The sequence below is a fragment of the Streptomyces sp. NPDC090798 genome (assembly GCF_044768965.1).
GTDB lineage: Bacteria > Actinomycetota > Actinomycetes > Streptomycetales > Streptomycetaceae > Streptomyces.
In genome coordinates, this window is sequence record NZ_JBIVXA010000010.1 from 249,235 (window position 1) to 275,133 (window position 25,899).

A 25,899-nucleotide genomic window follows, 5' to 3' on the forward strand; every position below is an offset into this window, starting at 1 on the left:
CCGTATCGACGAAAGGACCGCACTCCATGTCTCGTCGAACCGCTCTCGCTCTCGGCGCCACCCTGGCGCTCGGCGCCGGACTCGCCGTCCTGCCCACCCAGGCCCAGGCGGCGACCGTCGTCGTCAGCACCACGGCCGACCTCACCAGTGCCGTCAAGAACGCCACCGCCGGCACCGTCATCCAGGTGCGCGGCGGCACGTACTACCCGACGGCCACCCTCCAGTCGACGGCCAACGGCACCTCGTCGAGCCCCGTCACCCTCCAGGCGTACGGCTCGGAGACGGTGAGGATCGACGGCTCCTCGCTGCCCGCCGGGGACTGGATCTTCAAGCTGACCGCCGACTACTGGAACGTCTCCAACCTCACCTTCCAGAACTCCCCGGACAGCGCGGTCGTCTGCCAGTCCTGCACCGGCACGAACTGGAACAACATCAAGACCATCAACGGCGGCGACTCCGGCTTCACGCTCACGGGTGACGGCACCGTCAACAACACGGTCAAGAACCTCGACTCGTACGGCAACTACGACGCCGCCACCCATGGCGAGAACGCGGACGGCGTCGCCGTGAAGTTCGGCTCCGGCACCGGCAACCTGATCACCGGCGCCCGCCTGTACAACAACTCGGACGACGGCATCGACTTCTGGTCCTTCTCGTCCCCTGTCACCGTCGAGCACACCTGGTCCTTCGGCAACGGCAGGAACCGCTGGGGCGACTCGGCCTTCGCGGGCGACGGCAACGGCTACAAGCTGGGCGGCGACGGCGAGGTCGTCGCGCACGTCGTCAACAACTCCGCCGCCTGGGACGACGCGGGCAACGGCTTCACCGAGAACTCCAACACCGGCTCGATCGTCATCAACCGCACCACCGCGTACGCCAACGGCAAGTACGGCTACTACTTCGCCACCAGCTCCGCGAAGCTCGGCAAGAACCTGGCCGTCGGCAACGGCAGCGCGGCCGTCTCCAAGGGCTCCTCCGTCACGTCCTCCGGCAACAACTGGGACTCGGGCATCTCCACCCCGTCCTTCGTCTCCACGGACGCGTCGACGACGTACAACTCCCGCAAGTCCGACGGCTCGCTGCCCGCGACGACGTTCCTGACGACGGGCAGCACGACGATCGGCGCCACGATGAACTGATCCGGAGGAACCGGTGCGGTGGGCTCAGTTGAGGTGCCACAGGGCGTACGCGGCGGTCAGCAGCACAAGACCGGCGACCGTGAGAAACGCCCCGAGCATCCGGTGGTACCAGGGCTGGGCCCCCATCAGCACCGAACCACTCCTCAGCTGATGCCTCTCGCGGATGTTCGCGGCCCTCCGGACGGCGATCCCGCGCACGTTGAACGCCCAGCTCCCGCCGCACCAGACCGCCGCGAGGCCGCCCAGGGCGAAGAGGGCGATGATCACTGGGGACGGCCCATGCGTCCCGGCAGCGAGATGGTGCATGTCCTCGTTGTTCCTTCCGTCAAGAGAGCTCGTCGCGTGTTCGGGGGAGTTCGGCCAGACGGTCCCGGCCCCGTCATGGATTGACGTGTCCCATAAGTCTTGCCAGCGCGTCGTCGTATCCCGGGGCGTTCCCGGGAAACAATTCCTTCATCCTGGCGAAGAATTCCGTGCCCGACCGTTGCAGCGCCTCGACGAGTTCTCGCTCGTCGACGGAGGTGGCGCGCTTGGTGTCATCGTAGGTGAGAGAGACGAGAACGAGTCCCCCGCCCAGGCGCTTGAACGAAAGCCTGACCGGCTGATCCGGGAAGTACGTCGCCGCCTCGTCCTCGCGCTTGAGACTCAGCACCATGTCGCCGATGTACGACCAGAGTTCGTCGACATAGTCCCACAGTTCCCGGTCCAGGATCCGTACGCCGTTGATCGTCAGTTCGATGGCGCCTTCGACGTACGAGGGATCCGAAGGTGCGGAGGTCGTGTCCGGTACGGGGGTGAATCCTCCTGACTTGGTGCGCAGGTAGGAGGTGATTTCAATCATGAGGCCTATTTCTTGGGGAGAGTTCCGGGATAGAACTGGCCGATATGGCCGTTCTTGATTCCGAGGACGTAATCTACTCCGTTTACTTTTCCTTCTACCTGGTACATGCCCATGGGGCCGCGGGATGTCAGCTTGTCCCGGTTCTGGTTCAGCGTCTCGGTGATGGCGTCCTCGACATCCTTGATGGACATCTTTCCGTCGAGGAAGGACTGCTTCTGCTTCACCGAACCGTCCCAGTACTCCGGATGATGCCTTTCCAGGACGTGTGCCAGGTTCTTCTTGTCGAGCATGAACTGATCGCTGCCGAACTGGTATCTCCTGCTCTGCCAGTCCTTGAGCGCGTTCTCCACCTTGCAGGTGAAGAGGCCGAGCGGATCGGACTCGACGAGGGGATTCCGCACGTAGGCGTGGTGATCGGGGGAGGGTGCGAGGCCCAGCGGGTCCGAAGAGACGTATCGTCCGGTCTCGGGGTCGTAATAGCGGAAGTGGTTGTAGCTGAGTCCTGTCTCGGGGTCGGCGTACTGGCCGGGGAAGCGCAGCGGGCAGTCCACGGTGGCTTCCTCGTCCGTCGGAGCCGGCACACCGGTGCCCCAGAGCGAGGTGCGCCGCTGCCAGACCAGGTCTCCGGACACCGAGACCAACTCGGCGGGGGTGCCCACGAGGTCCGTGACCACGGCGTGGAAGCGGGTCGTGTGCGAGGAGTCGGTCTCTTCGGCCAGCCGGGCGAGGAACGACGCGCCGGACTCGACGACGGAGGCCCTGTGCTGCGTCTGGGCGACCGGACGATGAGAGCCCGGAGCGTAGTCCCAGGTCGTCACCCTGCCGTCCTGGCTGGTCTGTTCGGCCAGGCGGGTGTCGTCCCAGGAGAAGTCGACGCGATCGGCCTGTGACCCGTCCTCGGCCACGCGGTGTTTGGAGACCCGGCGGCCCAGCGGGTCGTACGCGTATCGCCATCGCTCGCCGTCCGGCGTGACCGCTTCGGTCAGCCGGTCCTCGGCGTCCCAGGCATATGTCGAGGTGCGCGTCTGCCCGTTGAGGAGCTTGCGCGTCCTGCGGACCAGACGGCCCTGGGCGTCGTACTCGTGGGCGGTGTGCCCCGCGCGGCGGACGAGCGTGCCCTCGAACTCGCGCTCACCCGGACAAGCATGGCCGGGCGCCGTCGCCCGGACCGGACTGCCTGCCGCGTCGTAGGCGTAGACCTCACGCCAGCCATGGGCGCGTACGCCCGTGACGCGGCCCATGGCGTCCAGGTCGAAGCGGCGCGTCCCGGAGGTGAGTTCGCGTACTTCGACGAGGTGGCCGTCCGCTCGGTAGGCGTGACCGCGGTGCTGGAGAAGACGATCCGCCTGCGACGAGCCCGCCGTCGACGTCAGCGACTGCACGGCGAGCTGCCCTGTCGCGCTCCAGCTCTGAGTGAGCGTCGCGGCATCGCCGATCCGGCGCTCGGTCTCGCGGCCGAGGGCGTCGTAGGAGAAGGCGAGCGAACCGGCTGCCGATCGCAGCTCGACAGGGTGGCCCACAGGATCGTAAGTCCAGTCGGACACCAGACCGGATGGAGCCACCCGGCGGGTGCACTGCCCCACGGCGTCGTACGTGAACGTCGTCGTGCGCCCGCCCACCGTCTCCGAGAGAATGCGGCCCACCGCGTCCCGATCCAGCACGACCTCGGCGTCCGCGTTGGCGGCGCGGGACATTCTGCCGTCGGGGCCGTACGCGTACGTCGTCACCTCACCCGAGTCGTCGCGCTGCTCCACGACACGGCCCCGCGCGTCCCGTGTGAAGCGCAGTGATTCGTCGGCGCCGTTGGTGCGCGAGACCAGACGGCCCGCCGCGTCGTGCTCGTACGTGAGCGTGCGGCCGTTGAAGTCCGTCTCCGCGACGAGCCGGCCGGCCTGGTCGTACCGGTACGACCAGGCCAGGCCCTGGGGATTGGTGACCCTGGTCAGGCGCAGCTCGGTGTCGTACGTGAACGCGTACCGTGCGCCGTCCGGATCCGTGCGGGCCGCCAGGAGGTCGAAGTGCGTGGCGGTGTGGTGGGTGGTGTTGCCCACCCGGTCGGTGTGGGCGAGCAGGTTGCCCTCGGCGTCCCACGCCCAGGACTCGCGGGTGCCGTCGGCGTACTCCCGCCACTCCGGCTTGCCCTCGACGGTCCAGCCCATGCGGGTGGTGTCGCCGAGCGGGCCGGTCACCGCGACGATCCGGCCGAAGGCATCCCGCCGCACGGTCGTCTCGTGCCCCAGCTCGTCCGTGAGCACGACGGGCAGCCCGGCGGCGTTCGAGGTGATCCGGCGTGTGTGGCCGAGCGCGTCCGTGACCACGGCCGGATGGCCCGACGCGTCGTACTCGTACCGCGTCTCGGCACCCGCGGGGTCCACAGTGGACAGCAGGTTGCCGCGGTCGTCGTAGGTATGCCGCCAGGTCGCGCCGCCCGGCTCCACGACCTCTGTGGGCAGGCCGAGGGCGTTGTGAGCCGCACGCATCACCGACGCGTCCGGCAGGGTGACCTCGCTCAGGTGCCCGGCGGCGTCGTACGCGTGACGGGTCGTCCTCCCCAGCGGATCGGTCACCGCCACGGGCTGGGCACCCCACTCGTCCCACGCCGTGCGCGTGACATGCCCCAGGGGGTCCGTCTCCTCGACGACCAGGCCCTCGGAGTTGTAGCGATGACTGGAGACGCGGCCGAGCGAATCGGTGTACGTCGTCGTGGACGCCGCCTCGTCGTACGTCAGCGTGCCCGACAGGATGCCGTCGACGCCCCCGGTGCGCACGACGCGGCCGTGTTCGTCGTAGACGTACGAGAACCAGGTGCCGTTGCGGTCGGTCCAGCGCGTCATCCGGCCCTGGTCGTCATAGGTGAACCGCATTGGCTCACCGCTGGAGTTGATGACCTCGGTGAGGTTGCCGGCCGGGTCGTAGCCGTAGCGCATGACGAGCGTGCCCTCGCCCACCGGGCCGTCGGGGCCGTAGCGCGAGGGGGGTTCGTCGAGCAGGCGCAGGGCGGTGATGCGGGGGCCCCGGGTGTCGACGGCCAGGTAGTAGCCGCCGGAGTGGCGGATGCCGAACGGGACGCCCTCGTCGTCGCGTTCTATGTCGACGCGGGCGCCGCCCCGGTCGCTCCAGGAGTCCAGCGGCAGATGGAAGACGCCGAAGGAGCCCGAGGAGAAGGGGGTGCTGAAGGTGCGGACGACTCCGGAGGCGGGATCGGTGATGGTCATGACGCCGTCGGGCTTGCCGTCCCAGCGCAGTGGCCAGCGCGCGCCCTTCAGGGGGAGGGTCGCTACATCCGGCTCCGGCACGGGGTAGACGAGCCGCATGCCGTCCGCCGCCGCGAAGACGACACCCTCGCCGTCGATCTGCACGCACTCGTCGAGGGTGGAGATCCAGGTCGGGCCGAAACAGACCCCGCCCCGGTAGGAGGACAGGTGGGTGCGCTGGAAGAGGAGGGGGAGGGAGGCCGGCAGGGTCAGGTCGGTCTGGGTCATCAGCATGGCGCCCGTCGCCACGTCGATCGGCTCGCCGACGCACGGCGTGCGATCCGCGTTGCGCGCGGCCGGTCCGAGCTCGACCAGGTCGGGCCGGAGCGACGGCGGACGCAGCAGGAGGGGAGTGGTGTCGCTGAACGCGCCCTCCACGCCCGCCTTCAGTACGCCGCTGCCCGCGCCCAGCGCGCCGCCGAAGATCATGCCGTCCTTGGCGGCCTGGTTGACCTCGTCCAGGCTGAAGCCCTGCTGTAGACCGGTGACCATCTTCAGGGGCTGGGCCACGGCCAGGTCGACGGTGACCGACTCGATTCCGCCGAAGGCCGCCGCGACCAGGGTGCCCGCCGCTATCTCCGCGACGGTGGTGGAGACGGCGATGCCCATGGTGGCGCCGAACTCGATGATGGCGTCGGCCGCCACGACGGCGGCTCCGGAGGCGAGGCCCGCCGTGAAGAAGGCCAGCGCCACCCCGCCCGCGATCACGGCGGCGTCGATGCCGATCTGCGTCCAGAGTTTGTTGATGGCGTCGTCGATGGCGTCCGCGAACTTGTCCAGGGCCTTTTCCATCGCCCGGGACGACTCAGCCAGGTCGCTCAGCCAGCCGGCGTCCTTGCCCTTGGCGTAGCGGTCCCAGAACTTCTCGAACGCGTCGATCGACTCACCGGAGTTGTGGTGGATGAGGGAGGACGCACTCGTGTGCACCGGTCCCCGTACGTCGTCGACCGCGTCGGCGAAGGTGCGCCAGGCGGTCGCCGCGGCCCGCAGCGAACCGGAGTTGGCGTCCGGCCACCACAGGCCCAGCTTCAGCAGGATCTTCTTGGCCTCGTCCTCAACGCTCACCGGAACCGTCGCTCCCGGCCTTGTCGGTCCCGTCGGTCTTCACCTCGGTGAACATTCCCGCGATCAGCTGGTCGTTGTCGACGGTGCCGTCCGCCAGGTCGTTCATGGCCTCGTGGATGCTCACCAGGCCGAGTACGAGGGTGCCCGCCGCGCTCTCTATCTTCTTCTGCTGCGGTGAGTAGGCGTCCCCGAACTCCTTGCCCTGTTTGTCGTCGCCCCAGGGTTTTCCCAGGCCGTCCAGGGTGGTGACGAGGGTGGTGAGTGCCTTGCTGAGGTTCTTGGCCCCTTCGTGGAAGTCCGGCGCCGCGCGCTTCAGATCGGCGGTGTGGATGTGCAGGACCATGCCGTCGCCGTTGCCATCACCCATGCGGCTCTCCCCGTCTGACGCATCGTTCGCATGTGCGTTCCGACCCTAGGAGAACCGGTTCAAGAGAAGGTCAAGTCAACGCCAGCTGCGGGTAATGCATCCAGGGGGACGTCGCCCGCGGGTGAGGTCTCGATCGGATAAAGCCTCTCGCATGGCATGCGTGATGCGCGTAGACAGTCCCTGACCTGGCGCGGAATGACCTGGTCACCCATCACCCAGATCCGGAGAATCCATGCGGAAGTCCCTCAGAGCGGCAGCCATAGCGGCCGCTTGTGCCGTCGCCGGCGGCGCTCTCTACGGCACGGGCGTCGCCACGGCCGGCCAGTCGACGGCCAACTCGACCCACGAGCCCTACAACATCGGGCTCCTGGTCAAGGACATCGACACCTACTACGGCGCCACGCTCGACAGCAACGGCGTGTACCAGGCGTCCAAGGACAGCCAGTACGCCAAGGACCTGTCGCGCCTGGAGTCGGACGCCAAGCGCTACATCGACAAGGCGGCGCACAAGGCGAAGCACCGGGGCGAGAAGCCCGCGGTCGTCTTCGACATCGACGACACGCTGCTGCTCTCCCTCGACTACGAGAAGAAGACCAACTACACGTACAACTCGGGCACCTGGGCCGCGTACGTGGCCCAGGCCGACCGTCCGGCCGTCTTCGGCACCCCCGAACTCGTCGCGTACGCCAAGTCCAAGGGTGTCGAGGTCTTCTACAACTCGGGCCTGAAGGAGTCGCAGCGCGTCGACGCGGTCACGAACCTGAAGAAGGTCGGCGCCGACATCAACCTCGACGCCGCCCACATGTTCCTCAAGGACGCGGCCAACCCGCCGGCCTACCTGAGCGCCTGCGCCACGGCCGCCGCCTGGAACTGCACCACCGTGCAGTACAAGTCCGGCACCCGTAAGCACATCGAGTCCCTCGGATACGACATCGTCGCCAACTTCGGCGACCAGTACTCCGACCTCGACGGGGGCTACGCCGACAAGACGTTCAAGCTCCCGAACCCGACGTACTTCGTCAGCTGAGTACTTAGCCGAGTCCTTTCAGGAGCGGTCGTTCCGCACGGGGCGGATCGACTCCAGGGTCGGTACCACCGGTTCGATCGTTTTGTCGGCCGCGAACTCCATGCGGTCGATGGCGGTCTCCCGGTGCGTGCCGTCCCCGCCCGCCTTCCCGGGGCCGTTCAGGGCGAACCGGTGGTAGACGATGTACCAGTCGTCGGTGCCGGGGACGTTCACCACGGAGTGGTGTCCGGTGCCCTTGATGCCGTACTCCGGGCGCTTGGACAGGATCGTGCCCCGCTTGGTCCACGGACCGAGCGGGGACGGTCCGGTCGCGTAGGCCACGTGGTAGTTCTCGCTGCGGGTGTCGTCCTCGGACCACATGAAGTAGTACGTGCCCTGCCGCTTGACGACGAAGGATCCCTCACGGAAGTCGGGCTGCGTGATGTCCCGCACCTTCGTGGCGTCGAACGACACCATGTCGGCGTTCAGCGGCACCACGTACCCATGGCCGTTGCCCCAGTACAGGTACGACTGACCGTCGTCGTCCGTGAACACCGCCGGGTCGATCATCTGACCCGGCAACTCGCCCTTGGCCACCAGGGGTTTGCCCAGCGCGTCCTTGAAGGGACCGGCCGGGGAGTCGGCCACCGCCACGCCGATCCGCTGCTCGGCACAGAAGTAGAAGTAGTACCTGCCGTCGCGTTCGGCGATCGCCGGGGCCCAGGCGTTCTTGTCCGCCCAGGACACATCGGGTCCCAGGTCCAGGATCACACCGTGGTCCTGCCAGTGGACCAGGTCCTTCGACGAGTACGCCTTGAAGCTCGTCCCGCTCCAGCCCGCGTAGCCGTCCGTCGTCGGATAGATCCAGTACCTGCCGTTCAGGTAATGGACGTCCGGGTCGGCGTTGAGGCCGGGGAGGACCGGGCTGCGCGTCGCCGCCGCCTCCACCGTCCAGGTCCGGCTCGTCCCGTCCGGGGCCGTCACGGTGTAGGTGCGCGGGGTGCGGAAGTCCCGGCGAGTGCCCGACGCGGGGCTGACCCTCGCGCCCGCGCCGACCGAGAGGGTGGGGGCCAGGCGCGCGAGGTCCGCGTCCGGCTTCATCGGCAGGACGACCTTCGAGGCCGACTCGGTGACGATCGCATACCCGTTCTGGCCCTTCGCGGTCGCGTCCACGACCGACGTGCCGGTCACCGGGTAGGCGGCCAGCAGCCGGTCGTACTCCGCCCGCGTCACCGGCATCACCGTGCCGTGCCGGGGGCTCGCGGGCAGCTGGTAGTTCGTCGACATGGTCCACCTGCCCGAGTCGAGGTCGGTCGTCTCGAAGGGGACGTAACCGCGGCTGCCGTACTCGTCGATGAACAGGTACCACTTGTTCCCGGTGTTGGACTTGAAGACCGTCGGGCCCTCGCCGCGGTCGATCGAGCCGCTACCGATGCAGTCCGAGACGAAGTCGTACGTGGTGCTGGTCAGCGAGGTCGACTTCTCCCCGGTGATGAACTTCGAGCAGGGGCTGGAGGAGCTGGGGTCGCGCTCGTCCTTGGTGTAGCGGTAGTAACTGCCCTTGTTCTTGATGACCGTCGAGTCGATCACCGAGTAGCCCGGGTCGTCCCAGACCTTCGGCTCGCTGAAGGTGCGGAAGTCCTTCGTGGTGGCGTACAGCATCTTGTTGTACGTCGATCCGGTGTGGTCCGGGTCGTCGTCGGCGTACAGCTTGGACGCCCAGAAGACGACGTACTCACCGAGCGAGTCGTCCCAGTAGGCCTCCGGCGCCCAGGTGTTGCCCGCGTTGTCGGGGGCCACCTTCACCAGACGCTGGTCGGTCCAGTGCACCAGGTCGGTGGACTCCCAGATCATGATGGACCTGCTGCCGTGCCGCTGCACGTGGTCCCAGCTGCCGCTGGAGTTCTGGTACATCTTCAGGTCGGTGGCGATCAGGAAGAACTTGTCGCCCTTGGGGGAGCGGATCACGAACGGGTCGCGCAGTCCCTTCTCGCCGATGGTGGAGGTCAGGACGGGCTGGCCCGCGTTCAACTCCCGCCAGTGCAGTGGGTCGTTGCCACGGCTCAGGGCGTAGCGGATCTGCTCGCCGTCGGCGGTGCCCTCGCCGGTGAAGTAGGCGAAGAGGTAGCCGGCGTACTTGGGTTCGTTCACGCGCGGTGCTCCCGAAGATGACGGTGACGCGGGGCTCGGTGGGGCGGCCAGCAGGCCCAGAAGGAGCGCGAGGAGGGGGATCAGGAGCGCGCGGGCGGTGCGGCGTCGCATGACACATCCTGTGGGGTTCTGGTGGATTCTGTTGAATGCACTGCCCTCGGAGTGTCACCAGCGGGGAACGGGGCGTCAATCGATGCGGACGGGGTGAGGGGGAGCGAAAAATTTCGATCGCTTTCGCAGGAACCCGGGCAACCTCGGCAACCTTTCCGGCCACCGCGGCGACCAGGGAGCAGAAGCGGGCCGGGGCGGCCCCTCCGGCCCGCTTCGTCTCCCCTCCCCCTAGGAAAGGAACGCCCCGTGCTTCTGAGCACCGGACGCCACCGCAGAACTCGTACGCTCTCGATCGCCGTCGCGGTGGCCGTCGCCGCGGCGGCGGGTGGCGTCTACCTCGGCCTCGCGAACAACGGCTCGGCGCAGGCCGCCGCCACCACGGTCACCGTCTCCACCACCGCACAGCTCCAGACGGCCGTCGCCGATGCCGCCGCGGGTACGACCATCCAGGTGCGCGGCGGCACGTACTACCCGACGGCCACGCTGAAGTCGACGGCGAACGGCACCGGTTCCACGCGGATCACGCTCACCGCGTACGGCAGCGAGAAGGTGAGGATCGACGGTTCCAAGCTGACCGCCGGTTCCTGGCTGGCCGGGATCTACGGCGACTACTGGACCGTCCAGAACATCACCTGGCAGAACTCGCCCGCCCAGGGCTTCGTCGCCACCTCCTCCGTCGGCGGCGTCTTCAAGGACCTCGTCACCGCGAACAACGGCGACTCGGGCTTCACGCTGCGCGGCGACGGCACGACCGGCAACCTCGTGCAGAACCTGGACAGTTACGGCAACTACGACGCCGCGAACCACGGGCAGAACGCCGACGGCATCGCCATCAAGTTCGGCTCCGGCACCGGCAACAAGGTCACCGGCGCGCGCCTCTACAACAACGCGGACGACGGACTCGACCTCTGGCAGTTCTCCTCGCCGATCACCATCGAGCACTCGTGGTCGTACGGCAACGGCAGGAACCGCTGGAACGACGCCGCCTTCGAGGGCAACGGCAACGGCTTCAAGCTCGGCGGCGGCGGGGCGGCGGTCGCCCACGTCGTGAACAACGACGCCGCCTGGGACAACGCGGGCAACGGCTTCACCGAGAACTCCAACACCGGTGCCATCGTGCTCAACCGCAACACCGCCTACGCCAACACCGACGCGGGCTTCTTCTTCGCGACGGGCAGGGCACGGCTCGCCAGGAACCTCGCGGTGAGCAACAAGGGCGGCCTGGACAAGCTCGGTTCCGCCACGGTCTCCGCGGCCAACAACTGGGACAGCGGCACCTCGACGCCGTCGTTCAGGTCGACGGACGCGACCACGGCCTACGGTGCCCGCTCAGCGAGCGGTTCGCTGCCCGCGACCACGTTCCTGACGACGGGGTCGGCGACCATCGGCTCGACCATGAACTGACGTACCCACGCACTGACGTACGAGGGAAAGTGAACGCCCCCGCCGGTCGTCACCGGCGGGGGCGTTCCTCTGACTGGCTCCGAGGGGGGCTCAGGCCAGCAGATCCATTACTTGTACGTGATGTCAGATGACGAAAACCTGCGGAAGGTTCCGTCCGCGCCGGTGCCGAGGGGGATTCTTACGAGTCGCCGGCGGTGCCACTCGCGGCGGCGAAGTCGCCCGCCACCGACAGTGTGCTGTCCTTGGTCTTCGCGTTCGCCGAGTAGCGGTCGTCCTTGGCGTCCCGGCCACCGCGGATGTGGTTGTACTGGCCCGCGAAGACCCACTGGCCGGCCGCGAGGGTGTGGCCGTCCTTGAGCACCCAGGTGTAGACGAGGAACCCGTCCTTCTCGGCGACCGTCGTCGTGAAGTCGCTCTCGGGTGCCGAGCGCCAGGAGCCCGCGTCGCTGACCCCGCCGGTCTTCCTGATCTTCAACTCGACGGTGAGCGAGGTGAGTTCGTCGGCGTTCTTCAGGGTCACATTGCTCTGCGCCCAGAAGTCGTTGCTGTGCGGATCGACCGAGCCGTCGGACCACAGCGAGCCGTCCTGGTTGCCCGCGGCGGGCGCCTTGGGTGCGGCGGGCGAGGAGTTCGCGGCCGAGGGGGTGTCCGAGGGGGAGGCGCTCGCCTTCCCGGACGGCTTCGAGGCACCCGGGGTGTGTGAGGGGTGCGGCACGACGGGCGCGCGGCTCGTCGCGTCCGGGGAGACGACCGGGGTCGGCGAGACCGCGACCGTCTGCTGCGGCGGGTTGTCCTCCTGCACCGCCGCGGCCACCCAGTAGCCGCCGACCGCGAGGACGCCGGCCACCGCGGCCGTGGCGCCGACGACCCGTCCCCAGCCGAGCACCGGCGGACGGGCCGCGCGCCGGGGGCGACGCTCGGAGGCGCCGGACATCCCGCGCTCGACCCGGGCCAGGATGCGCGCGCGGTCGGGCTCATGCGCCTCGGCCGCCTCGTGCAGCCTGGCGCGCAGCTCGTCGTGCACGTCCTGCGCCTTCCTCATCGGTCCCTTCCTCCGGCTCCACCCGTGGGCAGCACACCTGCGTGCACCCGCATCGGGGCCTCTGCGGTGCCGAGGAGCCGCTTCAGTTCGGCCATGCCCTTCGACGTCTGGGACTTAACCGTACCCACGGAAACACCGAGGGCCAGCGCCGTGTCCTTCTCCGAGAGGTCGAAAGCGTGCCGAAGCACGACACATGCGCGCTTACGGAACGGCAGCCGGCGCAGCGCCTCCTGGACATCGATCTTCCCCGCTATGTCGGGGTTCTCGGTCTTGTCCTCGCGCTGCGACCAGAACAGTGTGATCCGTCTGCGCTCGCGCACCGCGCTGCGGATCCGGGTGCGGGCCAGGTTCGCGACGACACCGCGGGCGTACGCCACCGGGTGGTCGGCCGCGCGCACCCGGTCCCAGCGGTGCCACAGCGCGAGCAGCGCGTCGGCCGCCAGATCGTCGGCGGCGTCCGCCTCGCCGGTCAACAGATGGGCGAAGCGGGCGAGTTCGGCATGGTGCCGCTCGAAGAAGGCGTGGAACTCCACGGAGGCTGCGTCGTCGACGACAGTGCCCACGGCTACCTCTCCTTGCTGCGGCTTTTGAGCAACCGGTGTGGGTGCGTGCGTATACGGCCCCCGTGCGCCACCCGTGAAGGAATGGTGCCCCTGTGGGGCGAGATGCGTGAGCGTACCAGCGATGCGTACAGGGCTTCGAACAGCGTATGACGGGCCGAACTTGATTCCGTAACACGGTGAAAACCTGAAAGCGGCTGGACACGGGAACAATCCAGCCAGCATCCGCACACCCAGCACGCAGGTCACAAGGAGTGTCAGCCATGTCCGAATCGCAGAAGGTGACCGACCGGCCAAGTGCCGTGCCACCAGCGGCGAACAGCGTCGACCGGTTCTTCAGAATCTCCGAACGGGGCTCCACCTTCGGCCGGGAGATACGCGGCGGATTCGCCACGTTCTTCACCATGGCCTACATCCTTGTCCTGAATCCGATCATCCTGGGCAGCGCCAAGGACAAGTTCGGCCACCAGCTCGACAGCGGCCAACTCGTCACGGCCACCGCCCTGGTGGCCGCGGTGATGACCGTCATCATGGGCGTGGGCGGCAATCTGCCCCTCGCGATCGCCGCGGGCCTCGGCCTGAACGCCGTCGTCGCCTTCCAGATCGCCCCGCTGATGAGCTGGCCCGACGCGATGGGCCTGGTGGTCATCGAAGGCGTGATCATCTGCGTACTGGTCCTCACCGGACTGCGCGAAGCCGTCATGAACGCCATCCCGCAACCGCTGAAGCACGCCATCGGTGTGGGCATCGGACTCTTCATCGCCTTCATCGGCTTCGTGGACGCCGGTTTCGTCAGCCGTATCCCCGACGTCGCGAACACCACCGTGCCGGTGCAGTTGGGCGCGGCCGGTTCGCTGACCGGCTGGCCCGTGCTGGTCTTCTGCCTCGGTGTGCTGCTCACCATCGGACTGATGGCACGCAAGGTCAAGGGCGCCATCCTGATCAGCATCGTGACGATGACCGTGGTCGCCGTGATCATCAACTCGGCCGCGGACATCAAGAGTTGGGGCCTGACGACGCCGAAGATCCCCTCCGACGTGGTGGCCACCCCGGACTTCGGTCTCGTCGGACACTTCAGTCTGTTCGGCGGCTTCGGCGAGACCGGCGCCCTGACCGTCGTCCTGCTGATCTTCACCCTGATCCTGTCGGACTTCTTCGACGCCATGGGCACGATCGTCGGCATCAGCGCCGAGGCCGGACTGCTCGACGAGGAGGGCAAGGTGCCCGGCATCGGCCGGGTGCTGTTCATCGACGGCGCCGCGGCGGTCGCGGGCGGCGCGGCCTCCGCCTCCTCCAACACCGCCTACATCGAGTCCGCGGCCGGCGTCGGCGAGGGCTCGCGCACCGGCTTCTCGAACCTGGTCACCGGCGGCATGTTCGCCCTCGCCCTGTTCCTGACCCCGCTGCTCACCATCGTCCCGCTCCAGGCGGCGGCCCCCGCCCTGGTCGCGGTCGGCTTCCTGATGATGACGCAGGTCAAGCACATCGAATGGGACAGCTACGAGATCGCGATCCCCGCGTTCCTGACCATCGCGGCGATGCCGTTCACCTACTCGATCACCAACGGCATCGGGGCCGGCTTCGTCGCCTACGTCGTGATCAAGACGGTGCTCGGCAAGGTACGCGAGGTCCACTGGCTGCTGTGGGCCGTGTCGGCGCTGTTCCTGGTGTACTTCGCGATCGATCCCGTGAGGCAGCTGTTCGGCGTGAAGTGACCGTACGAAGGAAGGGCCGCCCCCAGGGGTGCGGGGCGGCCCTTCGTCGTGCGCGGTGCGTCAGTTCTTCAGCGCCGCCCGCATGATGGCCTTGGCCACCGGTGCCGCCAGGCCGTTGCCGCTGACCTCGGACCTCGCCGCGTCGGACTGCTCGACGATGACCGCCACGGCGACCTCCCTGCCGTTCGAGTCGGACTTCGCGTACGACGTGAACCAGGCGTACGGCGTCTTGCTGTTCTTCTCGCCGTGCTGGGCCGTACCGGTCTTGCCGCCCACGGTCGCGCCGGAGATCTTCGCGTTCGTGCCCGTGCCCTCGGTGACGACCGTCTGCATCGCGGACTGGAGCTGCCCGGCGGTCGTCGAGCTGACGATCTCCTTGGTCTGGGTGCTGTCGTCGTAGTTCTTGACCACATTGCCGCTCGCGTCACTGGTCTGCGACACCATGTGCGGCGAGACCAGCTTGCCACCGTTGGCGATGGCGGCCGACACCATGGCCATCTGCAGCGGGGTCGCCGTGACGTCGTACTGGCCGATGCCGGTCAGCGCCGTGGACGACTTGTCCATGTTCGAGGGGTAGACGCTCGGGTACGCCCGTACCGGCACGTCCTGCGAGCTGTCGTTGAAGCCGAACTTCTCCGCCATCGCCTTGACCTTGTCCTGCCCGAGGTCGACGGCCATCTTCGCGAAGACGTTGTTGCACGAGTACTGGAGCGCCACCCGGATCGAGGCGTTCTTGCAGGGCGCGGAGGCGCTCTCGTTCGACAGGTCGGTCTTCGTGTTCGGCAGCGTGTACGGGTTCGGGCTGTCCGTACGGGTGTCCACGTCCTTGTACAGTCCGTCCTCCAGCGCCGCCGCCGCGACCACCAGCTTGAACGTCGACCCGGGGGGCAGCGGCTGGCGCAGCGCCCGGTTCGTCATCGGCTTGTCCGCGTCCTTCGTCAGCTTGGTCCAGGCGGCGGAGTCGCCGGCGCTCAGCCGCGAGGGGTCGTACGACGGAGTGGAGACGACCGCGAGGATCTTGCCGTTCGTCGGGTCGATCGCGACGGCCGCGCCCTTCTTGCTGCCGAGCGCCGTGTACGCCGCCTTCTGCACGTCCGGGTCGATGGTCGTGACCACGTCACCAGGGCTGGCGCGCTTGTTGGTGATCGTGTCGAGGGGGTTCTTCAGCTGGTTGTCCGTACCGTCGAGCAGGCCCTGGTAGACGCCCTCCAGCTGGGTCGCCCCGAACACCTGGGAGCTGTAGCCCGTGACCGCCGCGTACAGACTGCCGTCGGTGTACGTCCGCTTGTACTTGAGGTCGCTGCCCTTCGTCTGCGCGGAGCCGGTGATCGCCCGGCCGCCCACGATGATGTTCCCGAGCGGGTTCGCGTACTGCTCGATCGCGTTCCGTCGGTTGTTCTTGTTGTCCGCGAGCGCCTTGCCGTCGTAGAACTGCACCCAGGTCGCCCTGACCAGCAGGGAGAGCACGAGCAGCAGAGTGAAGACGGCGGCACGCCTGATCGTCTTGTTCATCCCGCTCAGAAGGACGAGCGGAAGGGAGCGAATCGTTCCCTTCCGCCCGCATTTCTCATGCGCCCTTCACGAAGTCCGGCTCCCATGAAGTCCGGCTCAGTCCTCCAGGGTGAGGACGACCTCGTCCGTGTCCTCGCCGCGCGCGTGCGCGTACCCCCGGGCCTCCGCGGTGATCCGGAACCCGCACTTCTCCAGGACCCGCCGCGACCCCGCGTTGTCGGCCGCCGCCCGCGCGTGCAGCGGGCGTTCGGGCACCTCGGCGAGCAGGCCCCGCAGCGCGGCCGTCGCGATGCCGCGGCCCCAGTACGCCCGGTCGATCCAGTAGGTGACCTCGCGCTCGCCGGGCTCCCCGTACACCGCGGCGCTGCCCACGACGTCGCCGTCCGCGAGGATCGTGCGCGGCACCACGTCGGACGAGGCGCGGACGCGTTTCCAGTGGGCGTCGAAGGCGTCACGGTCGGCCGGGTCCTCGGGGGTGAACGCGGCCATCCGGAGGGACTCGGGGTCGTTCATCTGCCGGTAGAAGACCGGCAGGTCGCTGTCGTGGACCGGGCGGAGCGCGATTTCCATGGTTCAGAGCCTCCGGGTGGCGAGCGTCAGCCGGTCGCGGGCGTCGAACAGGGCGTCCTTGACCATCTGCTCATGCGCGGGAGTGAGCCGGGCCACCGGGACCGAGCAGCTGATCGCGTCCCGGGCGGGGGTGCGGTACGGGATCGCGACACCGAAGCAGCGCAGCCCCAGCGTGTTCTCCTCACGGTCCACGGCGAAGCCCTGCTCCCGGACCTGGTGCAGCTCCTCGATGAGCTTCTCCCGGTCGGTGATCGTGTGCTCGGTCAGGGCGGGGAGCGTCTCGGGCAGCATCTTGCGGACCTGCTCGTCGGTGTGGGTGGCGAGCAGCGCCTTGCCGAGCGAGGTCGAGTGCGCGGGGAGCCTGCGGCCGACCCGGGTGAAGGGGCGCAGGTAGTGCTGCGACTGGCGGGTGGCCAGGTACACGACGTTCGTGCCGTCCAGGCGCGCCAGGTGGATCGTCTCCGTGGTGTCGTCGGAGAGCCGGTCCAGCGTGGGGCGGGCCGCGGCGACCACCTCGTCGCCGTCGATGTACGAGGTACCGACCAGCAGCGCCCGTACGCCGATGCCGTACCGCGTGCCCGTCGCGTCCGTCTCGACCCAGCCGAGCTCCACGAGGGTGCGCAGCAGCATGTAGAGGCTGGATTTCGGATAACCGACGGCCTCCTGGACCGCGGCCAGGGAGTGCATACCGGGCCGGCCCGCGAAGTACTCGAGCAATTCCACGGTCCGTACCGCGGACTTGACCTGCGCTCCGCCGCCTGTCTCGCCTGCCGACATCGCCCTTGACCCCCTCGTTCGACGGGAAATAGTCTCCGCATCATATTCACCATCAGAGACAGCGTTCAGTATATCGAACACCGCTGGTGGGTGAGACAAGAACTGCGGCATTACATCTGGAGGGACCCGCGGTGGCAGCAGCACCAGTCTGGAGTGTCGACCCCCGTACCGGGAAGCAGCGCGAGCAGGTTGCGGTGGAGGCCACGGTCCAGGAGGTCGACGAGGCCGTCCGCGCCGCGCACGCCGCCCGGGGAGCCCTCGTCGACCGCACCGTGCGTGCGGCCTTCCTGCGGACCGCCGCGGACCTGCTCGAATCGGCCAAGGAGCAGCTCGTCGAGGCCGCCGACGCGGAGACCGCGCTCGGCCCGGTCCGGCTCACCGGCGAACTCGCCCGCACCTGCTACCAGCTGCGGGCCTTCGGCGGCATCGTCGACGAGGGCGCGTTCCTCGACGTCGTCATCAACCACCCCGACGACACGGCGACCCCGCCGATCCCGGACCTGCGCCGCTACAAGGTGCCGCTCGGCGTCGTCGCCGTCTACTCCGCCTCGAACTTCCCCTTCGCCTTCTCCGTCGCCGGCGGCGACACCGCGAGCGCGCTGGCGGCCGGCTGCCCGGTCGTGGTCAAGGCCCACCCCGACCACCCGGCGCTCTCCGAGCTGGTCGCGGCCGTACTGCGCAGGGCCGCCGCCCAGCACGACATCCCGGGCGGTGTCGTCGGCCTCGTGCACGGCTTCGAGGCGGGCGTCGCACTCGTCAGGCACCCGCTGGTCGCGGCGGCCGGGTTCACCGGCTCCATCCGCGGCGGCCGTGCCCTCTTCGACGCGGCGGCAGCGCGCCCGGTGCCGATCCCCTTCCACGGCGAGCTGGGCTCCCTCAACCCCGTCGTGATCACCGAGGCCGCGGCGGCCGAACGCGCCGAGGCGATCGGCGCCGGGCTCGCGGGCTCGATGACGCTGGGCGTCGGCCAGTTCTGCGTGAAGCCGGGCCTGGTCCTGGCGCCCGCGGGCGCGGCGGGCGATCGCCTGGTGAAGTCCCTGACCGACGCCGTCAGCGACACCGACGCGGGCGTCCTGCTGGACCACCGCATGCGCGACAACTTCATCGCGGGTGTCGCCGAGCGCGCCGGGCTTCCCGGCGTCGAGAGCCCGGTGACCCCGGGCTCGGGCGGCGAGCACACGGTGAGCCCCGGTTTCCTGACCGTGCCCGCGCAGAAGCTCGCCACCGAGGGCGAGCACGACCTGCTCCTGGAGGAGTGCTTCGGCCCGCTCACGGTCGTCGCCCGCTACGAGGACGAGTCCGAGGCCAGCGCGGTCCTCTCCCGCCTTCCCGGCAACCTCACCGCGACCGTGCAGCTGTCGACGGAGGAGGCGGCGGGCGAAGGCCGCGGCGCGGAGATCCTCGCCGAGCTGACCCCGCTCGCCGGGCGCGTCCTGGTCAACGGCTGGCCCACCGGTGTCGCCGTCGCCCCCGCCCAGCACCACGGCGGTCCCTACCCGGCGACGACCTCGACCTCGACGTCGGTCGGCGGCACGGCGATCGAGCGCTGGCTGCGGCCGGTGGCGTACCAGAACGCGCCGGAGGCGCTCCTGCCGCCGGAGCTGCGGGACGACAACCCGCTGGGGCTGCCGCGACGCTACGACGGCCGTCTGGAGCGGTAGCGCTCCGCGGGTAGCGCCGTTGGGGTTGCGGTTGTTCGCGGGCTGCGGGCTGCGGGCTCGGTGTGGTTGATCGCGCCCACGCGGCGGAGCCGCACATGTAACAGCCCCGCGCCCCTTCGGGGGCACGGTACTTGGCCTGAGAGAATTGGTGAATGGACGTCGAACTTCCCGAACTTCCCTTCCCGCTCCGTACGTACGGACCTGACGGGCACTGGTCGCACGAGGACGGGATACTCACCGGCTGGGCCGGCCCCCGCCAGGACCGTTTCGTACCGCCCACCGACGAGGCACAGGACCCCGCCTCCGACGCGCCCCGCCTTCTCGGGGCGCCGGAGGGGGACTTCCAGCTGATCGCCCGCGTCACGGTCGGCTTCGGCGCGGCCTTCGACGCGGGGGTCCTCTACGTCCATGTGGGGGAGCGGGCCTGGGCGAAACTCTGCCTGGAGTACTCCCCGGACGTGCCCACCGTCTGCACGGTGGTCACCCGGGGCCACTCCGACGACGCCAACTCCTTCACCGTGGACGGCAGTTCCGTCTGGCTGCGGATCAGCCGCACGGGGCGGGCCTTCGCCTTCCACGCCTCCCGCGACGGCAAGCGCTGGACCTTCATCCGGCTGTTCACCCTGGGCGACGAGAAGGAGACGTCCGCCGCGCTCGTCGGTTTCATGACGCAGTCGCCGATGGGGGAGGGGTGCGTGGTGACGTACGACGGCATCGAGTTCCGCCCGAACTGGCCCAAGGACCTGAGGGACGGCAGCTGACCAGTGGGTGGGGGCCGGCCGCGTGGTGGGAACCGCGGCCCCCTCCACCACGTCCTCCGCTGCATGATCAGCACACCCCGCCCGACGGGCCCCCTCGTCATCAGAACCGCGCTGCCCAGCGAGGCCGCCACCATCGCCGACCTCCACGTCCGCGCCCGCGCGAGCTACTACCCGGACGGCCTGCCGGAAGACGGCTTCGACTGGCTCGCACGCTGGCGCGGTGCCATCGAGCGCCCCGACGGCCACGTCCTGTGCGCGGTGCGCGGCGGACACCTCGTGGGCATCGCCTCCTTCCGTACCGCGGAGGGCGCCCCCGCCGACACCGTGACGCTCTTCCAGTTCCATGTGGCCCCCGACCGCTGGCGCGAAGGCATCGGCACCGCCCTGCACACGGCCTGCCTCGAACAGTGGCGGGCCGACGGCAAGCACACGGCCACCCTCGACGTGCACGTCGACAACGCCCGCGCCCAGGCCTTCTACGCCCGCCAGGGCTGGGTCCCGGACCCGGAGAACCCGCCCGCCGAAGGCGATCACCACCTCTACCTGCGCTACGCCGTCGCCGGGGAATGAAATCGGCCGCTTGAACGTTCACATACTCCTGCCCCTGGAGGGGCCCGTATCCGTACGACCTGGAGAGAGCCGAAGACATGCGCGTCGAGATCTGGTCGGATATCGCCTGTCCCTGGTGCTATGTGGGCAAGGCCCGCTTCGAGAAGGCGCTCGACGCCTTCCCGCACCGTGACGAGGTCGAGGTCGTGCACCGCTCCTTCGAGCTGGACCCCGGTCGCGCCAAGGGCGACATCCAGCCCGTGATCAAGATGCTGACCAAGAAGTACGGCATGAGCGAGGCACAGGCGCAGGCCGGCGAGGAGAACCTGGGCGCGCAGGCCGCCGCCGAGGGCCTGGACTACCGCACCCGGGACCGCGACCACGGCAACACCTTCGACATGCACCGCCTCCTCCACTTCGCCAAGGAGCGGGGCCGCCAGGACGAGCTGATCGGTCTGCTGTACAAGGCGAACTTCGCCGAGGAGCGGACCGTCTTCGACGACGACGAGCGGCTCGTCGAGCTGGCCGTCGCCGCCGGGCTCGACGCCGACGCGTCCCGCGAGGTGCTGGCCGATGCGAAGGCGTACGCCGACGAGGTGCGCGCCGACGAGCGCGAGGCCGCCGAGCTCGGCGCGAACGGCGTGCCGTTCTTCGTCCTGGACCGCAAGTACGGCGTCTCCGGCGCCCAGCCCGCCGAAGTCTTCGCACAGGCTCTGACCCAGGCGTGGGGCGAGCGGCCGCCGCTGAAGCTGATCCAGGACGGTTCCGCCGACGCGGAGGCCTGCGGCCCGGACGGATGCGCCGTACCGCAGCCGTGAGCCCGTCCGGCACGGGGGTGAAAGCGCAGGTCGGGGCGGACGTATAAGCAGTCCTTACCGGAACCACGCAAAATTCCGTAATGGACGAGAGGTGCTCGGGGCCCCAGAGTAGGTCCCATGGAGACCTTCGAGAGCCTCGTACGAGCCGAGTTCGCCCCGAAGAACACCTATCTGAACACCGCGAGCTGCGGACTCCTGCCGGCGCGCACGGTCGAGGCCATGCGCGCAGCCGTCGAGTCCGTCGCCGACGGACGGCCGTCCGACATGTTCGACGACGTGGAGGCCGCTCGTGCCGCCTTCGCCCGGCTGGCCGGGGTCCCCGCGGGCCGGGTGGCGGCCGGGGCCTCGGTCGCCGTCTACAGCGGACTGATCGCCGCCTCGCTGCCGGCGGGCGCCGAAGTCCTCACCGCGGAGGACGACTTCAGCTCCGTCGTGAACCCCTTCCACGTCCGTGGCGACCTCAAGCTGCGCGCCGTACCGCTGGAGCGGATCGCCGAGTCCGTACGGCCGGGCACGGCGCTCGTCGCGGTCAGCGCCGCGCAGTCCGCGGACGGGCGGATCGCCGATCTGGCGGGCATCGCCCGGGCCGCGCGCGAGCACGGGGCGCGTACGTACGTCGACGTCTCCCAGGCCGCCGGCTGGCTGCCGATCGAGGCCGACGCCTACGACTTCGTCTCCTCGGTCGCCTTCAAGTGGCTCGTCTGCCCTCGGGGCGTGGCCTTCCTGGTCGTTCCGGAGGACCTCGGCGGGCTCACTCCGGTGTTCGCCGGCTGGGTCGCGGGTGAGGCGCCCTGGGACAGCTGCTATGGCCCCGTGGAGGAACTCGCCCACTCGGCGCGGCGGTTCGACGAGAGCCCCAGCCTCTTCTCGTACGCGGGCGCCCGGCACTCGCTGGAGCTCGTGGAGGAGTTGGGCGTGGCGAGCGTACGCGCCCACGACCTCGCCCTCGCCGACCGTTTCCGCGCCGGGCTCCAGGGGCTGGGCCACGCACCGGTTTCCGCCCCCGCCTCGCCGATCGTGTCCGTGCCCGGACTCGGCCGACGCCAGCAGGACCTGAGCGAGGCCGGGGTCGAGGTCTCCGACCGGGCGGGCAACCTGCGCGCGGCCTTCCACCTGTACAACACCCCCGCCGACGTCGACCGACTGCTGGACGTCCTGTCCGGCTGACCCCGGCGGGGGCTCCCGCACGCTCGCGGCTACGTCACGCGCGCGGTCACTTCACGGGCGTGAAATCACGGGCACCGATGAACTCGGGCCTGCGGACCGGCGCCGCGAACGGCTCCACCGCCGTGTTCTCCACGCTGTTGAACACGATGAAGACGTTGCTGCGCGGGAACGGGGTGATGTTGTCCCCGGAGCCGTGCATGCAGTTGCAGTCGAACCAGGTCGCCGAACCGGCCCGGCCCGTGAAGAGCTTGATGCCGTGCCGGTCGGCGAAGCGGGTGAGCGCCTCGTCGGACGGGGTGCCCGCGTCCTGCATCTGGAGCGACTTCTTGTAGTTGTCCTGCGGGGTGGCACCCGCACAGCCGAGGAACGTCTTGTGCGACCCCGGCATGATCATGAGGCCGCCGTTGGTGTCGTGGTTCTCGGTCAGCGCGATCGACACGGACACGGTCCGCATGTTCGCCAGCCCGTCCTCGGCGTGCCAGGTCTCGAAGTCCGAGTGCCAGTAGAACCCGCTGGCCCCGAAGCCCGGCTTGACGTTGATCCGCGACTGGTGGACGTAGACGTCCGAGCCCAGGATCTGCCGGGCCCGCCCGACGACCCGCTCGTCGCGTACGAGCGCGGCGAAGACCTCGCTGATCCGGTGCACCTCGAAGACGGACCGGATCTCCTGCGTGGCGGGCTCGACGATCGAGCGCTCGTCGGCGCGGATCGCCGGATCGGTGACCAGCCGCTCCAACTCGGCCCGGTAGAGGGCGACGTCGTCCTCGCCGATCAGCTCCTCGACCGGGAGGAAGCCGTCACGCTCGTACGCCTGGAGGTCGGGCACGGAGAACGGCCCGGGCGTGCCGGGCGCGCCCCAGACGACCGGGTCCTGGCGGGGCACGGACACCTCGGCGGCGCCGCGGCTGGGGTAGAGGTCGGTGACGGTGGTCGTGGTGGTCGTGGTCATGGGGCTTCAGACCTCCTCGGGTTCGGTCAGCAGCGGGTAGACGCCGTTCTCGTCGTGGTCCTCCCGTCCGGTGACGGGCGGGTTGAAGACGCAGACGCACCGGAAGTCGGTCTTGGGCCGCATGGTGTGGCGTTCGTGGCCGTCGAGCAGGTACATCGTGCCCGGCGTGATCCAGTGCGTCTCACCGGTCTCGTCGTTGGTCAGCTCGGCCTCGCCCTCCACGCAGAGCACGGCCTCGATGTGGTTCGCGTACCACATCGACGTCTCCGTACCCGCGTACAGGACCGTCTCGTGGAGGGAGAAGCCCACCTTCTCCTTGGCGAGGACGATGCGCTTGCTCTCCCAGGTACCCGTCGCGGCCTTCACATGCCGGTCGGTGCCTTCGATGTCCTTGAACGAACGGACTATCACGGTGGTGCCGTGCCTTTCTGTCGGATCCGGCGGACGCCTGTCGGACGTCCGTCAGACGGTTTCGCGTACGGCTCGGGCGAGGGTGCGCAGGCCCTCGTCGAGCTCGTCGGGGGTGATGGTGAGCGCGGGGAGGAGTTTCACGACCTCGCTCTCCGGCCCTGAGGTCTCGATGAGCAGCCCGAGTTCGAAGGCGCGCTGCGCGACCCGCCCCGCACGCTCCTTCTCGTGGAACTCGAGGCCCCAGACGAGACCGCGCCCCCGGTACTCCTTCACGTCGGCGAGGTTCTCCTCGGTGACGGAGATCAGTGCCTGCTCGATCTGCTCGCCACGGGCACGGGTCTGCTTCTCCATGGCCGACCCGTCGGACCAGTACGACTCCAGGGCCGCGGCGGCGGTGACGAACGCGGGGTTGTTGCCGCGGAACGTGCCGTTGTGCTCGCCCGGCTCCCAGATGTCCAGCTCGGGCTTGAACAGGCACAGCGACATGGGCAGTCCGTACCCGCTGATGGACTTGGACACGGTCACGATGTCGGGCACGATCCCCGCCTCCTCGAAGGAGAAGAACGCTCCCGTCCGCCCGCAGCCCATCTGGATGTCGTCGACGATGAGCAGCATGTCGCGCCGCGCGCACAGGTCGGCGAGGGCGCGCAGCCACTCGGGCCTGGCGACGTTGATGCCGCCCTCGCCCTGCACGGTCTCGACGATGACCGCGGCGGGCTGGTTGAGCCCCGACCCCTGGTCCTCGAGCAGCCGCTCGAACCAGAGGAAGTCCGGGACCTGCCCGTCGAAGTAGTTGTCGAACGGCATCGGGGTCCCGTGCACGAGCGGAACCCCCGCGCCGGCCCGTTTGAAGGCGTTGCCGGTCACGGCGAGCGAGCCCAGCGACATCCCGTGGAAGGCGTTGGTGAAGGACACGATCGCCTCGCGCCCCTTCACCTTCCGCGCCAGCTTCAGCGCGGACTCGACGGCGTTGGTGCCGGTCGGGCCGGGGAACATCACCTTGTACGGCAGGTCGCGCGGGCGCAGCACCAGGTTTTGGAAGGCCTCCAGGAAGGCGCGCTTGGCGGTCGTCGACATGTCGAGACCGTGGGTGACGCCGTCGCGCTCCAGGTAGTCGATGAGGGCCCGTTTGAGTACGGGGTTGTTGTGCCCGTAGTTCAGGGACCCCGCACCGGCGAAGAAGTCGAGGTACTCGTGCCCGTCCTCGTCGAACATCCGGCTGCCCCGGGCCCGGTCGAAGACGGTGGGCCAGCTGCGGCAGTAGCTGCGCACCTCCGACTCCAGGGTCTCGAAGACGCTCAGGTCGGGCTGGATGATGGTCACGGCGAATGGCTCCTCGGTGCGTGGGGGGAGGGAGGGGAAGTCAGGGGGATGCCCGGGCCGGCCGGGGCCGGCCCGGGGTCGGCAGCGGCGGCCCGGGGTCAGTGGGGGAGCGGACCGATCCGGTAGAGCACTTCGGGGTCGTGCGGTCCGTCCGGGAACTGCGCCGTCTCGAACAGCACTTCGCGCTCGACGCTCGCGCCGTGGCGCCGCGCGTACGAGGTGAACAGGCGCTCGGAGGCGGTGTTGCCGGGCGTGATCGTGGTCTCGACGGCGGTGATCGTCCGCTGCTCCGCGACGTGCGCGGTCAGCCCGTCGAGCAGGGCCGCGGCCAGTCCGCGTCCGCGGTGGGCGGCGTCGACGGCCACCTGCCACACGAGCAGGGTGCCCGGGTGCTCGGGCCGGACGTACCCGGTGACGAAGCCGACGGGCACGCCGTCCGCGTCGCGCGCCACCGCCGACGTACCGGCGAAGTCACGGCACCACAGCAGATAGCTGTACGAGGAGTTCAGATCGAGGGTTCCGGAGTCCTTGGCGATATGCCAGAGCGCGGCTCCGTCCGCCACCTTAGGACGGTCGATCCGAAGGCCCTCCGGCATTTCCAGGAATTCCGCTTGCAGGTCTGCTTGTGCGGCGGTCATGCGGATTGAATTTACCGAGGGAAATCTCAAATTGCATCGTCGTCAGGGGTTACGTACGACGCGCTGTTGTGTTATCACGCGCCCGTGAGAACCCGGCGCTGCGGGTGG

23 protein-coding genes are annotated in these 25,899 nt (G+C 69.1%); 9 read left to right on the forward strand and 14 right to left on the reverse strand.

Going from position 1 to position 25,899, the window contains the following annotated elements; genetic code table 11:
- Positions 1 to 26 precede the first annotated feature (26 nt).
- Positions 27 to 1,139 (forward strand): chondroitinase-B domain-containing protein, encoded by a 1,113-nt coding sequence (locus ACIQTP_RS23245; protein WP_403402471.1) that lies wholly within the window; start codon positions 27 to 29, stop codon positions 1,137 to 1,139.
- Positions 1,140 to 1,163: 24 nt separating this feature from the next.
- Here the strand turns inward: ACIQTP_RS23245 and ACIQTP_RS23250 are convergent, their stop codons facing one another.
- The 4 genes from ACIQTP_RS23250 to ACIQTP_RS23265 all read right to left on the reverse strand — a co-directional run bounded on the left by ACIQTP_RS23250 (position 1,164) and on the right by ACIQTP_RS23265 (position 6,666).
- Positions 1,164 to 1,445: a hypothetical protein gene (locus ACIQTP_RS23250; protein ID WP_403402474.1), complete on the reverse strand. Its 282-nt coding sequence runs from the start codon at positions 1,443 to 1,445 to the stop codon at positions 1,164 to 1,166.
- Positions 1,446 to 1,518: 73 nt separating this feature from the next.
- The gene (locus ACIQTP_RS23255) at positions 1,519 to 1,980 is read right to left on the reverse strand and encodes a hypothetical protein (RefSeq protein WP_403402477.1); all 462 of its coding nucleotides are present in this window, start codon (positions 1,978 to 1,980) and stop codon (positions 1,519 to 1,521) included.
- A gap of 5 nt (positions 1,981 to 1,985) precedes the next feature.
- The gene (locus tag ACIQTP_RS23260) at positions 1,986 to 6,299 is read right to left on the reverse strand and encodes a DUF6531 domain-containing protein (protein WP_403402480.1); all 4,314 of its coding nucleotides are present in this window, start codon (positions 6,297 to 6,299) and stop codon (positions 1,986 to 1,988) included.
- The gene (locus ACIQTP_RS23265) at positions 6,289 to 6,666 is read right to left on the reverse strand and encodes a hypothetical protein (RefSeq protein ID WP_403402483.1); all 378 of its coding nucleotides are present in this window, start codon (positions 6,664 to 6,666) and stop codon (positions 6,289 to 6,291) included. Before ACIQTP_RS23265 ends, ACIQTP_RS23260 begins: the two co-directional genes overlap by 11 nt.
- Before the next feature lie 232 nt (positions 6,667 to 6,898).
- Between ACIQTP_RS23265 and ACIQTP_RS23270 the strand changes: the two genes are divergently transcribed.
- Positions 6,899 to 7,693, forward strand: a complete 795-nt coding sequence (locus ACIQTP_RS23270; protein WP_403402486.1) for an HAD family acid phosphatase — start codon at positions 6,899 to 6,901, stop codon at positions 7,691 to 7,693.
- 18 nt (positions 7,694 to 7,711) lie between these two features.
- Here ACIQTP_RS23270 and ACIQTP_RS23275 read toward each other — a convergent pair whose 3' ends face one another.
- Positions 7,712 to 9,934 carry a family 43 glycosylhydrolase gene (locus ACIQTP_RS23275; RefSeq protein WP_403402489.1) on the reverse strand — a complete coding sequence of 741 codons (2,223 nt, stop codon included), beginning with the start codon at positions 9,932 to 9,934 and terminating at the stop codon, positions 7,712 to 7,714.
- Positions 9,935 to 10,180: 246 nt separating this feature from the next.
- Here ACIQTP_RS23275 and ACIQTP_RS23280 point away from each other — a divergent pair, with 246 nt between their 5' ends.
- Positions 10,181 to 11,338 carry a pectate lyase gene (locus ACIQTP_RS23280; RefSeq protein WP_403402492.1) on the forward strand — a complete coding sequence of 386 codons (1,158 nt, stop codon included), beginning with the start codon at positions 10,181 to 10,183 and terminating at the stop codon, positions 11,336 to 11,338.
- Positions 11,339 to 11,516: 178 nt separating this feature from the next.
- Here ACIQTP_RS23280 and ACIQTP_RS23285 read toward each other — a convergent pair whose 3' ends face one another.
- The gene (locus ACIQTP_RS23285; RefSeq protein ID WP_403402495.1) at positions 11,517 to 12,380 is read right to left on the reverse strand and encodes a hypothetical protein; all 864 of its coding nucleotides are present in this window, start codon (positions 12,378 to 12,380) and stop codon (positions 11,517 to 11,519) included.
- Complete coding sequence (locus ACIQTP_RS23290) at positions 12,377 to 12,943, reverse strand: SigE family RNA polymerase sigma factor (RefSeq protein WP_403402497.1); 567 nt, start codon at positions 12,941 to 12,943, stop codon at positions 12,377 to 12,379. The genes ACIQTP_RS23285 and ACIQTP_RS23290 overlap by 4 nt, the downstream gene beginning before the upstream one ends.
- 260 nt (positions 12,944 to 13,203) lie before the next feature.
- On the opposite strand from ACIQTP_RS23290, the gene ACIQTP_RS23295 reads away from it, so the two are divergent.
- Positions 13,204 to 14,655 (forward strand): NCS2 family permease, encoded by a 1,452-nt coding sequence (locus tag ACIQTP_RS23295; RefSeq protein ID WP_403402500.1) that lies wholly within the window; start codon positions 13,204 to 13,206, stop codon positions 14,653 to 14,655.
- A 60-nt stretch (positions 14,656 to 14,715) separates the two neighbouring features.
- Here ACIQTP_RS23295 and ACIQTP_RS23300 read toward each other — a convergent pair whose 3' ends face one another.
- From ACIQTP_RS23300 to ACIQTP_RS23310, 3 genes are all read right to left on the reverse strand, one after another.
- Positions 14,716 to 16,167 (reverse strand): peptidoglycan D,D-transpeptidase FtsI family protein, encoded by a 1,452-nt coding sequence (locus ACIQTP_RS23300; RefSeq protein ID WP_403402503.1) that lies wholly within the window; start codon positions 16,165 to 16,167, stop codon positions 14,716 to 14,718.
- Positions 16,168 to 16,263: 96 nt separating this feature from the next.
- Entirely contained in the window at positions 16,264 to 16,737 is a 474-nt protein-coding gene (locus ACIQTP_RS23305) for a GNAT family N-acetyltransferase (protein ID WP_403402506.1), read from the reverse strand.
- 3 nt (positions 16,738 to 16,740) lie between these two features.
- On the reverse strand, positions 16,741 to 17,514 hold the full coding sequence (locus ACIQTP_RS23310; protein WP_028803360.1) for an IclR family transcriptional regulator: 774 nt from the start codon (positions 17,512 to 17,514) through the stop codon (positions 16,741 to 16,743).
- 131 nt (positions 17,515 to 17,645) lie between these two features.
- Between ACIQTP_RS23310 and ACIQTP_RS23315 the strand changes: the two genes are divergently transcribed.
- The 5 genes from ACIQTP_RS23315 to ACIQTP_RS23335 all read left to right on the forward strand — a co-directional run bounded on the left by ACIQTP_RS23315 (position 17,646) and on the right by ACIQTP_RS23335 (position 22,470).
- Positions 17,646 to 19,175: an aldehyde dehydrogenase (NADP(+)) gene (locus ACIQTP_RS23315; RefSeq protein ID WP_403402509.1), complete on the forward strand. Its 1,530-nt coding sequence runs from the start codon at positions 17,646 to 17,648 to the stop codon at positions 19,173 to 19,175.
- A gap of 152 nt (positions 19,176 to 19,327) precedes the next feature.
- The gene (locus tag ACIQTP_RS23320) at positions 19,328 to 19,936 is read left to right on the forward strand and encodes a DUF1349 domain-containing protein (RefSeq protein ID WP_403402512.1); all 609 of its coding nucleotides are present in this window, start codon (positions 19,328 to 19,330) and stop codon (positions 19,934 to 19,936) included.
- A 63-nt stretch (positions 19,937 to 19,999) separates the two neighbouring features.
- On the forward strand, positions 20,000 to 20,506 hold the full coding sequence (locus ACIQTP_RS23325; RefSeq protein WP_403402515.1) for a GNAT family N-acetyltransferase: 507 nt from the start codon (positions 20,000 to 20,002) through the stop codon (positions 20,504 to 20,506).
- A gap of 77 nt (positions 20,507 to 20,583) precedes the next feature.
- The gene (locus tag ACIQTP_RS23330) at positions 20,584 to 21,303 is read left to right on the forward strand and encodes a DsbA family oxidoreductase (RefSeq protein WP_403402518.1); all 720 of its coding nucleotides are present in this window, start codon (positions 20,584 to 20,586) and stop codon (positions 21,301 to 21,303) included.
- Positions 21,304 to 21,420: 117 nt separating this feature from the next.
- Complete coding sequence (locus ACIQTP_RS23335; RefSeq protein WP_403402520.1) at positions 21,421 to 22,470, forward strand: aminotransferase class V-fold PLP-dependent enzyme; 1,050 nt, start codon at positions 21,421 to 21,423, stop codon at positions 22,468 to 22,470.
- Positions 22,471 to 22,516: 46 nt separating this feature from the next.
- On the opposite strand, the gene thpD is transcribed toward ACIQTP_RS23335, so the two are convergent.
- The 4 genes from thpD to ectA all read right to left on the reverse strand — a co-directional run bounded on the left by thpD (position 22,517) and on the right by ectA (position 25,791).
- Entirely contained in the window at positions 22,517 to 23,419 is a 903-nt protein-coding gene (thpD, locus tag ACIQTP_RS23340) for an ectoine hydroxylase (protein ID WP_403402523.1), read from the reverse strand.
- A 6-nt stretch (positions 23,420 to 23,425) separates the two neighbouring features.
- Positions 23,426 to 23,830, reverse strand: coding sequence for an ectoine synthase (locus tag ACIQTP_RS23345; RefSeq protein ID WP_402043027.1), 405 nt, complete (start codon positions 23,828 to 23,830; stop codon positions 23,426 to 23,428).
- Positions 23,831 to 23,881: 51 nt separating this feature from the next.
- The gene (ectB, locus tag ACIQTP_RS23350) at positions 23,882 to 25,153 is read right to left on the reverse strand and encodes a diaminobutyrate--2-oxoglutarate transaminase (protein ID WP_402043024.1); all 1,272 of its coding nucleotides are present in this window, start codon (positions 25,151 to 25,153) and stop codon (positions 23,882 to 23,884) included.
- A 98-nt stretch (positions 25,154 to 25,251) separates the two neighbouring features.
- Positions 25,252 to 25,791, reverse strand: coding sequence for a diaminobutyrate acetyltransferase (ectA, locus tag ACIQTP_RS23355; protein ID WP_403402526.1), 540 nt, complete (start codon positions 25,789 to 25,791; stop codon positions 25,252 to 25,254).
- Positions 25,792 to 25,899 lie beyond the last annotated feature (108 nt).

What these genes read in the sequence shown, in the direction of transcription:
- ACIQTP_RS23245 (WP_403402471.1), top strand. Translation starts at nt 27, where the DNA reads ATGTCTCGTCGAACCGCTCTCGCTCTCGGCGCCACCCTGGCGCTCGGC.
- ACIQTP_RS23250 (WP_403402474.1), bottom strand. Translation starts at nt 1,445, where the DNA reads ATGCACCATCTCGCTGCCGGGACGCATGGGCCGTCCCCAGTGATCATC.
- ACIQTP_RS23255 (WP_403402477.1), bottom strand. Translation starts at nt 1,980, where the DNA reads ATGATTGAAATCACCTCCTACCTGCGCACCAAGTCAGGAGGATTCACC.
- ACIQTP_RS23265 (WP_403402483.1), bottom strand. Translation starts at nt 6,666, where the DNA reads ATGGGTGATGGCAACGGCGACGGCATGGTCCTGCACATCCACACCGCC.
- ACIQTP_RS23270 (WP_403402486.1), top strand. Translation starts at nt 6,899, where the DNA reads ATGCGGAAGTCCCTCAGAGCGGCAGCCATAGCGGCCGCTTGTGCCGTC.
- ACIQTP_RS23275 (WP_403402489.1), bottom strand. Translation starts at nt 9,934, where the DNA reads ATGCGACGCCGCACCGCCCGCGCGCTCCTGATCCCCCTCCTCGCGCTC.
- ACIQTP_RS23285 (WP_403402495.1), bottom strand. Translation starts at nt 12,380, where the DNA reads ATGAGGAAGGCGCAGGACGTGCACGACGAGCTGCGCGCCAGGCTGCAC.
- ACIQTP_RS23295 (WP_403402500.1), top strand. Translation starts at nt 13,204, where the DNA reads ATGTCCGAATCGCAGAAGGTGACCGACCGGCCAAGTGCCGTGCCACCA.
- ACIQTP_RS23300 (WP_403402503.1), bottom strand. Translation starts at nt 16,167, where the DNA reads ATGAACAAGACGATCAGGCGTGCCGCCGTCTTCACTCTGCTGCTCGTG.
- ACIQTP_RS23305 (WP_403402506.1), bottom strand. Translation starts at nt 16,737, where the DNA reads ATGGAAATCGCGCTCCGCCCGGTCCACGACAGCGACCTGCCGGTCTTC.
- ACIQTP_RS23310 (WP_028803360.1), bottom strand. Translation starts at nt 17,514, where the DNA reads ATGTCGGCAGGCGAGACAGGCGGCGGAGCGCAGGTCAAGTCCGCGGTA.
- ACIQTP_RS23320 (WP_403402512.1), top strand. Translation starts at nt 19,328, where the DNA reads ATGGACGTCGAACTTCCCGAACTTCCCTTCCCGCTCCGTACGTACGGA.
- ACIQTP_RS23325 (WP_403402515.1), top strand. Translation starts at nt 20,000, where the DNA reads ATGATCAGCACACCCCGCCCGACGGGCCCCCTCGTCATCAGAACCGCG.
- ACIQTP_RS23330 (WP_403402518.1), top strand. Translation starts at nt 20,584, where the DNA reads ATGCGCGTCGAGATCTGGTCGGATATCGCCTGTCCCTGGTGCTATGTG.
- ACIQTP_RS23335 (WP_403402520.1), top strand. Translation starts at nt 21,421, where the DNA reads ATGGAGACCTTCGAGAGCCTCGTACGAGCCGAGTTCGCCCCGAAGAAC.
- thpD (WP_403402523.1), bottom strand. Translation starts at nt 23,419, where the DNA reads ATGACCACGACCACCACGACCACCGTCACCGACCTCTACCCCAGCCGC.
- ectA (WP_403402526.1), bottom strand. Translation starts at nt 25,791, where the DNA reads ATGACCGCCGCACAAGCAGACCTGCAAGCGGAATTCCTGGAAATGCCG.